Below are 13,039 nucleotides of genomic sequence, written 5' to 3'. Positions count from 1 at the left end.
GGGATCTACCAATGAAACCGAAGCGAAACACATTTCTTATGCTCGGGGCCGGCGCTGTAGCCATAGTGCTATTCGTCGTGTTCGCAATCTTCGATTTTCCACCGATGGGCGATGACGTGGCCGGGACGATCGGCGGAAAGGGTATTGCGGGTGTTGAAAAGGCGGATAGATACAACGCCAACACCATGTCCGAAGACGACGTTGTCCTCGAGGGGGCCGACATCCAGCGTATTCTGCAGAGTGCCGAGGTGAAGGCGATGGTCGAGGACGGCACGCTTGCCGCCGTCATGAACAGCGAAGAGTTCAAAGTGGCCCTCGGCGCCAAGGAGTTCCGCGAGGCACTGGCCAAGGAGGACTTCAGAGCAATGCTGGCCAGCGAGGAGTTTCAGGCGGTACTTGCCGTGTCCGAGTTCCAGAAGGCTTTGGGCTCCACCGAGTTCCGCGAAGCCATGGCGAGCGAGGAATTCCGGGCGGCCTTGGAGGCAAACGAATTCCGACAGGCGCTCGCGCGCAATGAGTTTCGCGCAATGCTGGCAAGCGAGGACTTCCAGCGCATGATTAGCGCCAGTGAGTTCCAGAAGATGCTGTCGGCTGCGAATTTCAGCAAGGCGATGGAAGCGACGGAGTTCAAGAAGGCAGTGAGCGCTGAGGAATTCCAGAAGATTATCGCTTCTGCCGAGTTCAAGAAGGCTATGGGACTTTCAGAATTCCGCGCTGTCCTGGCTGCTGAAAACTTCCGCAAGGGTCTGGCTGCGACCGAGTTCAACCAGGTGCTGGCTGCGGCAGATTTCCAGAAGGGTCTTGCCAAAGCGGACTTCCGAAAGGGTCTCGCCGCAACGGAGTTTCACAAGGCACTATCTGCGACCGAGTTCCGACAGGCACTCGCGGCCACGGATTTCCAGCGAGCGCTGGCGTCGACCGAATTCCAGAGAGCACTTCGTGCGACTAGTTTCTCGAAGGCGCTCTCGCGAGCAGACTTTAGAGCAGCGCTCGGTGCAGAGACGTTTCAGAAGGAGCTTAGCGCTACCGAGTTACGAATGAGATAGCCTGTCGATCGGGATCATTTGGTAGATGTTTTCCGTGGGGAGATGCCACTCAAGGTGGCATCTCCCTTTCTTTTTTGGTAACTACGATCCGCTCATCCAATCTCTAAGCTGCCAAGCATGTCTACTCGGTTCCAAGCCGCGACCTGGTTTCTGACTCTGCTTGTTGTTCAATCAACGGCTACAGCTCAGCTGCGTCAACTGGAGACCGAGAACGTCCGAATCATCTACTACTCCTCGTCACACGAGTACGTCATTCCTCATGTTGCCCGCAGCTTCGAGAATGCATGGGCCTTTCATCGCCAACTTTTCGACTACACGCCGCGCGAGAAGGTCTCGCTGTTGATTGAGGATTTCGGTGATTTCGGTAACGGCGGAGCTGAGAATGTGCCAAGGAACTCGATTGTCCTCGGGATATCCCCATCACGACACACCTACGGTGCCGACCTCTCGGCCGAACGGCTTTTCTCCACCATGAATCACGAGACGGCGCATGTCGTTGCGCTCGATCGATCATCAGGCTCAGATCGATTTTTCAGAGGATTATTTGGCGGCAAGGTGGCTCCGACGGACGAGGATCCAGTGTCGATGTTCTATAGCTATCTGACGAGCCCGCGTAGGTATGCACCGAGGTGGTACCATGAAGGCTTTGCCGTATTTATTGAGACCTGGATGGCAGGCGGTCTTGGCAGGTCCCTCGCCGGATACGATGAAATGGTCTTCCGTACGATGGTGCGAGATAGTATCTACATCTACGACTTCGTCGGTCTGGAATCGGAGGGGACAACCCGTGATTTTCAGGTCGGCGTGAACTCGTACTTGTACGGGACGCGGTTCATGAGTTACCTGGCGAATCAGCACGGCGCTGAACAGGTCATTCAGTGGGTCGCACGCAGCGACTCCAGCAGGAAGGGTTATTCGGCGCAGTTCAAGCGTGTTTTCGGAGTAACGCTCGACAGCGAGTGGAGCAACTGGATCACTTTTGAGAAGAAGTGGCAGTCGGAGAACCTCGACCAGGTCCGATCGAGCCCCATTACGCCCTTCCGGCCAGTTCTTGAAGAAGGACTGGGATCGGTCTCACGACCATACTACGATTCCAAGTCGGGACTCGTGTATCTCGGAGTACGTTATCCTGGTAGTCTCGGTCACATCGCCGCATTGAACCCTGCAACCGGCGCGATGAAGAAAACTACCAACGTGCTGGGACCCGCTCTCTTCTACGTCACGTCTCTGGCCCTGGACGAGGATTCACGAACGATCTTCTACACCACCGATAACAACGCGTGGCGCGATCTTCATTCCGTTAATATCGAGACACGCAAGTCGAAGACGCTGCAGACAAACTTCCGGTCAGGTGATCTTGCCTTCAACCGCGGCGATAGATCCCTGTGGGCTGTCCGGCACTACGATGGGCTCTCGACAATCATCCGGATATCGCCCCCATACGACAAATGGGATCCTGTTTACACGTATACCTACGGACAGGACATCTACGACCTCGATATCTCTCCCGATGGAAATCACCTCGTGGGAAACCTGTCCTACATCGGCGGCAAGCAACTGCTTGTGAGATACGCCCTGGATAGTCTTCGTCAAGGCAAGGAGGACTTCGAAACCCTGTTTGATTTCGAGCACTCGGCTCCACTGAACTTCAGTTATTCGCCGGACGGCAAGTTCCTGTACGGAGCATCTTACTATTCGGGAGTCTCCAACATCTACCGCTACAGTTTTGAAGCGGAGGAAATGCAGATCATCACAAACGCTGAGAGTGGGTTCTTCCGACCCATTGTAATTCCGGGGGATTCACTGTTTGCCTTCACGTACACAGGAGAGGGCTTTCAGCCGGTGGTCATCCCGATCGGCCGTCCGGATGAGGTTAGCGCTACCCGATTCCTTGGAACTGCTGTTGCGGAAGGGAATCAAGTGGTCAAGGATTGGCAGGTGGGGTCTCCCCGGGACATCAATCTGGATTCGTTAACAGTATACAGAGGGCCGTACCGCCCGCTCGCAAACACTGCGTTCACGTCGTGGTATCCGGTGGTCGCGGGTTATGGTGATGATGTTGCCGTAGGAACCCGTCTAAATTTCTCGGACGATCTGGGCCTCAGCTCATTGCAGGTCAAGGCTCTGGTCGTACCGAATCGGACCTATCCCGACGACGAACGTTTTCATGGCTCTGTCGACTTTCGATACTGGAATTGGCGCGTCTCGGCCACGTACAATCGAGCCGATTTCTACGACCTCTTCGGGCCGACGAAGACGAGCCGCAAGGGATACTCGTTGGGCATCAACTACGGAAAATCACTCATCGACGAAGACAGCAAGAAGGTTCGGTATGACCTCAACATGGTCGGTTGGGGAGGACTGGAAAGGCTGCCCGATGCTCAGAATCGGATCGCCCCGTTCTCCGAACTTCTTGCGGCCGGAGGTTCTGTTTCTTTCAGCTCTCTCCGCAAATCGCTTGGTGCAGTGGATGACGAGAAGGGGTACTCGTTCAGGGTGTTTAATCAGAACAACTTCGTGAATCGAGAGCTGTATCCCAGATTCTACACGACGCTGGATCTTGGGACACTCTTGCCGATATCGCATTCGTCAGTCTGGCTCCGGACAGCTGCAGGTGTGTCGATCGGAGACCGCGATAACCCGTTCGCAAACTTCTTCTTCGGTGGATTCGGAAACAACTGGGTTGACCACCAGGACGAGAAACGATATCGGGCGCACTATAGTTTTCCGGGTGTAGAGATCAATCAGCTGGGGGGTACTAACTTCGTCAAGGGATTGGCCGAGTGGAACCTGCCACCGGTGAGGTTTCGCCGCATCGGTTTTCCGAACCTGTACCTTCGATGGGCTCGGCCGGCCCTGTTCGCATCCGGCATCCTGACAAACATCGATTCGGACGACGTCCGGACGAGCGCCGCGAACGCAGGTGCGCAGATCGATTTCCGGTTCGTAACCTTCTCCTACTTACCGATCACTATTTCTGTTGGCTACGCGGCAGCATGGCCAGACGGGCTGGACATGAGTGACGAGTTTATGCTGTCCGTCAAGATTCTTGACTAGGTGCTTCGGGCTCTATTGCAGATCGTCAGGCGCTCGCAGTTTGCCCATACCCGTTTTGCAGAACAGCGGGAGTTACCGTGAGGCAATGGTTTGATTGATCTTGGCGTTCTTATTCGGATCGCGGTAAGCCTCTCGCCCGTGATGCTTTTTCTGGTTGTCCTCATCTGGCTGGACAGCTTTAAGCTGGTATCTCTTAGGCAGGTCGTTCGGACGATAGTTATCGGAGCAATCGTGGCCGGCGTTTGTTATCTCGTCAACAGCCAGATTGTAGCGCTCATTGAGCCGAGCCCGGAGGCGCTCTTTCGGTATATCGCGCCGTTAGTCGAAGAGACCTCCAAAGCGCTCTTCATCGTCTTCCTCATAAAATCACGTCGAACCGGTTTTATGGTTGACGCTGCTATCTACGGATTCGCGGTGGGTGCAGGGTTCGCTGTTGTGGAGAACGTCTACTATCTCCAGGCCCTTGGTTCGGCGACGATATTTACCTGGATTGTCAGAGGATTCGGGACGGCGATCATGCATGGTGGCGCCACAGCCGTCTTCGCCATAATCACGAAGACGATGTCCGAGCGTCGTGAAGAGTCCAGGGTCGGATTCATGCTGCCTGGATTGATCGTGGCCTTTGCCATTCACTCGGCCTTCAATCACTTGTTTCTTCCCCCGATAGTCGGCACACTCATACTCGTTCTAGTTTTTCCGATTATCATTTCCGTGGTCTTCCAGCAAAGTGAGAAATACACGAGGGACTGGCTTGGCGTCGGATTCGACTCCGACCAGGAGCTTCTCGAGCTCATCAAGACAGGAAATATCTCTGACACCCGCGTCGGGCGGTACCTCCAGTCTCTGCGTGAGCATTTCTCAGGCGAGATCATCGCCGACATGTTGTGCTGGCTGCGAATACAGGTCGAGCTATCGATCAAGGTGAAGGGCGTCATGTTACTGCGCGAGGCCGGATTCAAGCCGGCGGCGGATGCCGCTACGAGAGCCAAGCTGGAGGAGCTATCGTATCTGGAGGAGAGTATCGGAAAGACCGGACTCGTCGCGATTTCACCGATCGTGATGGCCAACAAAAGGGATATCTGGCAGATGCAATTACTTGACGGCAACTAGTATATTTTGCGTATTATCAGCATAATTAGCACTGATCTGGCCCAAGGAGAGTCGAAATGAAATTCAAGACGAGCGATCACTATTACGCCACAGTGATGGAGATGAAGGGGAAGTTCCTCGGAAGCGTTGACGGCGATGCGTTCAGGGACGCGATCCAAACGCTCAAAGAACAGGGAAAGACGAAGCTGGTTGTTGATCTGTCAGGAACTGACATGATCGACTCCACCGGAATAGGAGCGCTAATCGGTGCACTTACATCCATGCGGAACGCCGGTGGAGACGTCCGAATAGCTTGTCTCAAGAAGCGCATCAAGAACCTGTTCCTCATGACACGTCTGCTCGGTCCGGTCTTCGACGACTACGATACGGTCGAAGAAGCCGTTGCCAGCTATAAGGAAAGCACCGAGCCCGCTTAGGCATCTCTCCAGGCGACGTAGTAGCCCGGGTCACTGCCGGTTCGGACGAAGATCCGTCGCTAACGATTTCGCGGTCGGCGGGTCGGCTGACGGGCGGATCCCTGCTCGAAGCATGACTGTCGCGAGTATCCAGGATCATGTCCCGGCAAGGTGGCGGAATACCTCGGAGTCCTTCCGGCGTGACGGCGGTTACCCGTAATTTTTTCCGGTACCTGGTGAGTTGCGAACAAATCTGAAGGCTCGATGCGTCCGGGTGAAACGATATCACACTACAGAATTCTCGAACGTCTCGGCGCGGGCGGGATGGGCGTGGTATACATCGCCGAAGACCTCTCTCTAGGCCGGAAGGTTGTTCTCAAATTCCTGCCTCAACATCTGACCGCGAATAGCGAGGCCATCAGGCGCTTCAAGCAGGAAGCGAGCACGGCCTCGGCCCTCGAGCATCCCAACATCTGTACGATCTATGAGATTGGTGGGACTGATCCGGGCAGCGTGGAGCAGAGAGACGCTACAGCAGGAGACGGCGGCGATCAAATCTTCATCGCCATGGCCTACTACGACGGCACGACGTTGCGGGAGGTCATGGACGACGGGCGCATGGGAGGGCAGCCCCTTGAGTTCGCCCGAGCGATGGATATCGCGCACCAGGTCGCCGTCGGGCTCAGTGCGGCACACAGCAAGGGAATCGTACATCGTGATGTAAAACCTGAAAACATCGTCGTAACAGACTCGGGCCGAGTGGTTCTGTTAGATTTTGGCATAGCAAAGTTGACTGGCGGAACGCAGTTCACGGCGGACGGGGCTACGCTTGGCACCGTCGCCTACATGGCTCCTGAACAGGCTCGGGGCAACAAGGTCGACGGCCGTACTGACATGTGGGCCACGGGCGTCGTGCTGTTTGAGATGCTCACCGGTGTTCGACCGTTCAGGGGGGATTATGACCAGGCCGTGGTTTATTCCATCCTGAACGAGGAACCCGCGGATCTGGATAAACTGGATGAGCGGATTCGTCCCATCGTCGAGCGGGCCCTCTCAAAGGATGTTGATGACCGGTTTGCGACCATGGCCGACTTCGCAAACGCTCTCGATTTGGCATTGCCGGGGACATTATCAGCGGAGCCGGCCGACTTGACGGGGCGATGGCGCCCCGGCGTGATTATCACGGCCGCAGCGATCCTTGCATTGGTGGCTGCCGCCGTCGTCTGGTTCTCGTACGGACCCGGGCGGCAAGCCGGGTCTGTTGAAGGTCCCGCCATCGGTGTTTCGAGCGCATCCTTCCATCAGGTGACAACGGTAGCGGAGCTCGAAGAATTTCCAGCATTGTCGCCAGATGGCGACCGGATTGTACTAAGCCGCGAGGTCGGTGGATACAGACGGCTGTTTCTACATGACCGCAATTCCGGATCAGAGGTGCAGCTGACGGATGAGGTTCGAGACGACATTCAGGCGGTATGGTCTACTGACGGAAAGTCGATCGTCTTCGTGAGGGCTAACGGTGCATCAGGAAAGATCGAGCCCGGCGATATCTATGGAACGTACATGGGCGGTGACATCTGGAAAATGGATCTGGAAGACGGACGCGTGAGGCGCCTGATTGAGGAGGCCTTTAATCCCGCTTTCTCGCCGAACGGAGAAACGCTGGCATTCGATGCATCGTGGTCCGGTACTTCGCAGCGCTTGTGGATTGCAGACAACGAGGGCCGCAACGCTCAGCAGATCTCCACTGATGCCTCGGAGGAGACGGACCATGTTCGTCCGCGATGGTCTCCCGACGGGCGCTTTCTGGTGTTTCAGACTCAGCGGCGAACGAAACTGGATATTCAGTTGCTGGACCTGGCCTCACGCGAAATCAGCAGTGTCACCGACGACGCCCACCAGAACGTGAATCCCGTCTTCGCGGGTGGGCCCGGCGGCATTGCGTTTTCTTCGGATCGCGGCGGCGGTATGAACATCTGGTACGTCCGTGTCAACGGCGACGGTGTAGCTACTGCGGCTCCGCGGCAGATATCTACCGGAGCCGGCAGCGATGTCGAATTGTCGTCGTCGGTCGACGGCGCCCGACTCGTCTACTCGGTGCTCGGCATCAATGCCGACCTCTGGAGGCTGCCCATGGATCCGACTGCCGGCGTTGCGACTGGTCAACCCGAGGCGCTTGTTTCGTCGACCAGAGAAGATAGTCGTGGTTCGTGGTCGCACGATGACGCCACGATTGCGTTCAACTCGGATCGTACGGGGGACATGAACATCTGGCTTTACGCGGTCGCAGATGGCTCGACGCGGCAGTTGACGGAGGGCCCCGGAGGCGACTATCAACCGTTCTGGTCGCCGGACGATTCAACGATTGTATTCTTTTCCGCCAGGAGCGGCAGCCCCGATATCTGGAAGGTCGATGTGGCCACGGGTGCTCTGTCCCAGCTGACCGGCGACGAAAGCGTTGACATCAACCCATGCTACTCGCCGGACGGAGCACACATTGCCTACCTGTCTGATCTAGGTGGCAGACGGGAAGTCTGGGTCATGAATGCCGACGGAAGCGATCAGCGCCCGCTGACTACGACGGGTGCCGGAGGCCACTTCCTCCGCTGGATGCCTGAGGGGAACCGGATCGTGTTCGCGGCCGAAGGGCTGGCCAAGACCGTGTCGCTCGATGGATCCGAGCCGAAAACTCTGGTCGATGTCCACGGCGGAGCCCACATGTCCTTCTCGCCGGACTTCGCGTTGATCGCGGACGTGAGTGGCCACAAAGTCGTGTGGATCACTCCCGTAGATGGACGTACGCCGTTCGTGGGTTATGCGTCGGAAGATCTGGAGATCCGCATCGACTATCCCGTCTGGTCGAACGACGGGCTATGGTTGCTCTTCGATCGAGTCAAGCCGCGCGGAGGAGACATCTGGATGGTTGATCTCGTTCCGGCTGATTCATAGTCTGAGCCCAAGGCGATCTCGCCGGCACTGCAGCGGTTCGCCTGCGGTCGCCTCAACGCTCGGGATCTCCGGGTGGAAGAAACAGCGTCGAAGATTCCAGTGCCTTGGCTCCATCCACGAACAACTGAAGGTGAGGGAAGGGAATCTCGATATCAGCCTGACGTAGCGCGGCACGAATCTTCTCGGTGTATTCGACGCGGATCTGATTCTCCAACCTTGCGTCCTCGAGAAATACACGGAGCTGCATGTCCACACTCGAGTCATTGAGTGACGTTACAACGACGGTCGGTGGAAACGCAGAATGTAGGCGCTCGTCGCCCTCGGTGAGCGGAAGAACGACCTTACGTGCCTCCTCGGGGTACTCCTTGTAGGCCACGCCAAAGTCGATGTCCACTCGTACTGCTCCCATCATCGTGTAATTGATCACTTTCTGATTGACCATGTGGATGTTGGGAAGGACCATGATTTGACGCTTGACCGTTCTGACTCTGGTGGAGCGCAGCGTGAGGTCCTCGACAACGCCATAGGTCCCGTCCACCTCGATAACGTCACCGATCGCGAAGGGTTTGTCGAGAAGGATCGTGACACCGGATATGAAATTCTCAAGGGTATCTTTCGCGGCAAAACCGATCGCGACACCCGCGATGCTCAGACCCGCCAGCAGGGCGGTTATGTTCACGCCAAACTGGGCGAGAACCATCACGGCAATAAGCACAAACGCAAAGATGCGATAGGTCTTCTTCAGCAGCGATTGAACTCCCTGGTCCACACGCTTTCCCCGCTTCAGAAGGCGATCCAGCAAGGCACCGACAAACCGGTATGTGATATACAGAAGCAGGAATACCAGGATCGCACCAATAATCTCCGGAACCAGTCCGGCGGCCGCGTCGGTCATCAAGGTCTTTACTCTGTGACCGAATTCGGAGAACTGGCCTGTCGCGATGAGCTGGCCGACCATCTCTGGATCCGGCTTGCCATTTAGCAGAGAATCGGCGGTGGCAATGCCCGCGTCGGATGCAGTTGGACTCAATGCAAGCGAATCCGGACTCGCTACGTCCTGAACTACCTGCTGCGGAATTCCGATCATTCTAGGACTCCTGCTTGGTTGGCTCCGGGGGATGTACTGCGGCACTGGCTCCGTTTCTGGCCGCCTGGAGTGTGTTTCTTAGCAACATCGCGATCGTCATGGGGCCGACGCCACCAGGGACCGGCGTGATGTGTCCAGCGACGGCGGCCACAGCATCGTAGTCCACGTCGCCGACGAGACGGTACCCCCGGGGCCGGGTAGCATCTTCAACACGATTGATACCGACGTCGATCACGACCGCGCCAGGCTTTACCATCCCGGCAGAAACAAAACTGGCACGTCCGATCGCCGCGATCAGGATGTCCGCCTCGCGACAGACTGCCGGGAGTTCCTTGGTCCGGCTATGGCATACCGTAACCGTGGCATCCACGCCCTTTTGGAGCAGCATGTTTACCAGTGGCTTACCAACAATGTTGCTACGTCCCACTACGATCGCCCGCTTGCCGGAAATCTCTATATCGGTACGTCGGAGTAATTCCAGGATGCCGGCCGGCGTGGCAGGGGGGAAGCCTCCGTGCCCAAGGACAAGCCGTCCGACGTTCATGGGATGAAACCCATCGACATCCTTGTCCGGGTCAATAGCCAGTATGACCTTGCCTTCATCGATGTGATCGGGGAGGGGCAACTGCACGAGGATGCCGTCCACGTCGTCGCTGGTATTGAGGCGCTCAATGAGATCGAGCAACTCATCCTGCCGGATCGTCGGCGGATGCGACAGCGTATCGCTATCGATGCCCGCCTCGGCGCACGCTTTGGCCTTTCCGCGAACGTAGGACGCTGAGGCGGCGTCATCTCCCACCAGAACCACAGCCAGGTAGGGGGGCCTGTTACCCTCCGACACCCATTTACGAACCTCAATTCCGACCTCGGCACGAACAGCCGCTGCGATGGTCCTTCCGTCAATGATGTTTGCTTGCACGATCTTTCTGAAGGCTGGCCCGGGATTCTGTCGATCAATAATACGGACAAGTCTCGCGACGCGGAAGCGGCGTCCGACCGTCGGGGACCCTCGGGATCCGGAAGGCCGAATGACTGACGGTGTAGTCCTGGGGATCACTATCTTCCGAATCAATCGTCGACTGAGTAACCGGGGACTACATGGACGAAAAGCACAGCTATCGCGTCGGAATACTCGGTGCTACGGGGGCTGTCGGCCAGAAGTTTGTTGAACTACTGGCAGGACATCCGTGGTTCCAGATCTCGGCCGTGGCCGCCTCGGAGCGCTCGGCGGGCAAGCGCTACGGTGAGGCGGCGAACTGGCTCGGATCGAGTCCGATACCGGCCGACGTCGCAACCCTGATGGTCCAGACGTGCGAGCCGACTCTCGACTGCGATTTCGTTTTCTCCGGACTGGACTCGTCTGTTGCGCATGACATAGAGCGTTCGTTTTCCGACGCGGGTTTCCCCGTTATCTCGAATGCGCGGAATCACCGAATGCGAGAAGACGTACCGCTTCTGATTCCTGAAGTAAATCCAGATCACACGAGACTCATACGACAGCAGCAGGAGTCGGGCAAAGGGTTTATCGTTACGAATCCGAACTGCTCCACCGTCGGACTGGTCAGTGCGTTGAAGCCACTGCACGATGCCTTCGGCGTCAAGCGAGTGATCGTCGCCACCATGCAGGCGCTATCGGGTGCCGGGTATCCGGGTGTGGCGTCTCTGGATATTGTTGGCAACGTAGTTCCGTACATCGGTGGCGAAGAGGAGAAGCTCGAAACAGAGCCGCAAAAATTGCTTGGCCGGATGACGGAAGATCGTATCCGGTTTGCCGACATCGAGATCAGCGCTCACTGCAATCGTGTTCCGGTCCTGGATGGGCATACCGAGTGTGTCAGCGTGGCGTTGTCGCAGGCGCCATCCGCCGCCGAGGTCGCAGACGTCTTTGGATCTTTTGAGAGTGAGATCGACGGGCTCCACCTGCCGTTTGCACCCCGTCCTTTCATTCGCTTGCTGAACGGTGATGCCGATCCGCAACCCCGACGCCACGTGGGAATAGACGGTGGAATGCCGGTCTGGATCGGTCGTCTTCGTCCCTGCAACGTGCTGGATTTCCGATTTGTTGTACTGGTCCACAACACGGTTCGCGGGGCCGCCGGTGGTGCTATCCTCAATGCTGAACTCCTGATACTGCAGGGGTACATGTAGTTGCCATGGGCAGTTCACTTTCCGAACTGGTGGTCCGTCGCGCGACACTTCGAGAGGCTCCCGTCGTTGAAGGACTCTGGACCGACTTCCTTGGTGAAGCGGCTGAGCTAGATGACCGGCTCAGGCTGAGCGGGGACGCTGCTCAGAGGTGGAGAGCGGACTACCCCGAATGGCTTCAGGATACGACGCGGGTCCTCTCAGTTGCGGCCCTGGGCAATCAAATTGTGGGCTTCGTGTCAGGCCACCTGTGGGGACCGGAGCCCGTGTTTGAGGATTGTATGGAGATTTTCGTTGAATACCTGTACGTCTTGCCGTCATTTCGACGAAAGGGCATCGGCGGCGAGATGGTGCGCCACGTGGTCGATTGGGGCGCGAGTCTAGGGGCAACGCGTGTTCGCCTCAAGACCCCGGCTCGGAGCGAGGGCGCACTGCGATTCTGGCGTAGCTCAGGAGCTGAACCGGCGGCGGTTGAACTGACATTCGAAATTGAAAGTTCGAAGCCAGCAAGGCGAAGACAGCCGATCGGATTTCGTGGGAACTCCCGGTGAATCAGTCCTGTTCTACTGTCTCCGGTTCAGCGCGGTGTTGACAGGAAACCGAAAGGCATTGTATCATTTTTCGGCAGGCGGAATTAGCTCAGTTGGTAGAGCGCAACCTTGCCAAGGTTGAGGTCGCCGGTTCGAGCCCGGTATTCCGCTCATAAGGCTCGCGGGTTTGTGCCCGCGGGCCTTGTCCGTTTCCTGCAGGCCATGTTTCGCCAACCGGCTGGCGTGGCGACCTCCCAGTTATTCAACCGACCGGGCGAGGCGCTGGTGAGAGATCTTTCAATACGCATACAACTTCCACATGCTGATGAGTACTGAATACCGGACTCCCGTGCTACCCGACGCCCGCAATTCTGACATACTGGTTCATGTTGGCGGCCGCCTTGTGCCGAGGGAAGAGGCTGCCGTATCGGTCTTTGACAGCGTCGTGCAGGGTGGCGATGCAGTCTGGGAAGGTCTTCGTGTCTACGAAGGCAAAATCGCCGAACTGAACGAACACCTTGATCGGCTTTTCGATTCAGCACACGCGCTGGCGTTCCGCAACGTCCCGACCAGGGAAGCCGTCATGTCCGCCGTCTTTGAGACCCTGCGGGCTAACGGCATGCGCGACGGGTGCCATATCCGGCTTACCCTGACGCGCGGAAAGAAGGTCACGTCGGGTATGGATCCGCGTAATAATCAATACGGCTGCACGCTGATTGTGCT

The 13,039-nt window shown here is 57.1% G+C and carries 10 protein-coding genes and 1 tRNA gene; 9 read left to right on the top strand and 2 right to left on the bottom strand.

The features are described 5' to 3' along the window. Positions 1-11 precede the first annotated feature (11 nt). The 5 genes from HKN37_12200 (at position 12) to HKN37_12180 (ending at position 8,554) form a co-directional block, all read left to right on the top strand. Entirely contained in the window at positions 12-1,046 is a 1,035-nt protein-coding gene (locus HKN37_12200) for a hypothetical protein (protein NNE47406.1), read from the top strand. Between the two features lie 117 nt (positions 1,047-1,163). Beyond that, positions 1,164-4,103 carry a hypothetical protein gene (locus HKN37_12195; protein ID NNE47405.1) on the top strand — a complete coding sequence of 980 codons (2,940 nt, stop codon included), beginning with the start codon at positions 1,164-1,166 and terminating at the stop codon, positions 4,101-4,103. A 90-nt stretch (positions 4,104-4,193) separates the two neighbouring features. Continuing rightward, complete coding sequence (locus tag HKN37_12190; protein NNE47404.1) at positions 4,194-5,213, top strand: PrsW family intramembrane metalloprotease; 1,020 nt, start codon at positions 4,194-4,196, stop codon at positions 5,211-5,213. Between the two features lie 56 nt (positions 5,214-5,269). Beyond that, positions 5,270-5,629, top strand: coding sequence for an STAS domain-containing protein (locus HKN37_12185; protein NNE47403.1), 360 nt, complete (start codon positions 5,270-5,272; stop codon positions 5,627-5,629). A gap of 243 nt (positions 5,630-5,872) precedes the next feature. Beyond that, positions 5,873-8,554 carry a serine/threonine-protein kinase gene (locus HKN37_12180; protein ID NNE47402.1) on the top strand — a complete coding sequence of 894 codons (2,682 nt, stop codon included), beginning with the start codon at positions 5,873-5,875 and terminating at the stop codon, positions 8,552-8,554. Positions 8,555-8,606: 52 nt separating this feature from the next. Here the strand turns inward: HKN37_12180 and HKN37_12175 are convergent, their stop codons facing one another. After that, a complete protein-coding gene (locus HKN37_12175; GenBank protein ID NNE47401.1) occupies positions 8,607-9,641 on the bottom strand; it encodes a mechanosensitive ion channel in 1,035 nt (344 codons plus the stop codon). A gap of 1 nt (position 9,642) precedes the next feature. Next, complete coding sequence (gene folD / locus HKN37_12170) at positions 9,643-10,560, bottom strand: bifunctional methylenetetrahydrofolate dehydrogenase/methenyltetrahydrofolate cyclohydrolase FolD (GenBank protein ID NNE47400.1); 918 nt, start codon at positions 10,558-10,560, stop codon at positions 9,643-9,645. Between the two features lie 179 nt (positions 10,561-10,739). Between folD and asd the strand changes: the two genes are divergently transcribed. The 4 genes from asd to HKN37_12150 form a co-directional block, all read left to right on the top strand. After that, entirely contained in the window at positions 10,740-11,789 is a 1,050-nt protein-coding gene (gene asd, locus HKN37_12165; GenBank protein ID NNE47399.1) for an aspartate-semialdehyde dehydrogenase, read from the top strand. A 5-nt stretch (positions 11,790-11,794) separates the two neighbouring features. Further along, the gene (locus HKN37_12160) at positions 11,795-12,337 is read left to right on the top strand and encodes a GNAT family N-acetyltransferase (GenBank protein ID NNE47398.1); all 543 of its coding nucleotides are present in this window, start codon (positions 11,795-11,797) and stop codon (positions 12,335-12,337) included. Between the two features lie 77 nt (positions 12,338-12,414). After that, positions 12,415-12,487 (top strand) — tRNA-Gly (locus HKN37_12155). Positions 12,488-12,641: 154 nt separating this feature from the next. Next, positions 12,642-13,039, top strand: a 398-nt coding sequence (locus HKN37_12150) for an aminotransferase IV (protein NNE47397.1), incomplete at its 3' end; no start/stop codon positions are given.

It is taken from the genome of Rhodothermales bacterium (assembly GCA_013002345.1).
In the GTDB taxonomy this organism is placed as follows: Bacteria; Bacteroidota; Rhodothermia; order Rhodothermales; family JABDKH01; genus JABDKH01.
This window is presented reverse-complemented; position numbering and strand designations above follow the sequence as displayed.

What these genes read in the sequence shown, in the direction of transcription:
- HKN37_12180 (NNE47402.1), top strand. Translation starts at nt 5,873, where the DNA reads ATGCGTCCGGGTGAAACGATATCACACTACAGAATTCTCGAACGTCTC.
- HKN37_12195 (NNE47405.1), top strand. Translation starts at nt 1,164, where the DNA reads ATGTCTACTCGGTTCCAAGCCGCGACCTGGTTTCTGACTCTGCTTGTT.
- HKN37_12185 (NNE47403.1), top strand. Translation starts at nt 5,270, where the DNA reads ATGAAATTCAAGACGAGCGATCACTATTACGCCACAGTGATGGAGATG.
- asd (NNE47399.1), top strand. Translation starts at nt 10,740, where the DNA reads ATGGACGAAAAGCACAGCTATCGCGTCGGAATACTCGGTGCTACGGGG.
- HKN37_12160 (NNE47398.1), top strand. Translation starts at nt 11,795, where the DNA reads ATGGGCAGTTCACTTTCCGAACTGGTGGTCCGTCGCGCGACACTTCGA.
- HKN37_12175 (NNE47401.1), bottom strand. Translation starts at nt 9,641, where the DNA reads ATGATCGGAATTCCGCAGCAGGTAGTTCAGGACGTAGCGAGTCCGGAT.
- HKN37_12200 (NNE47406.1), top strand. Translation starts at nt 12, where the DNA reads ATGAAACCGAAGCGAAACACATTTCTTATGCTCGGGGCCGGCGCTGTA.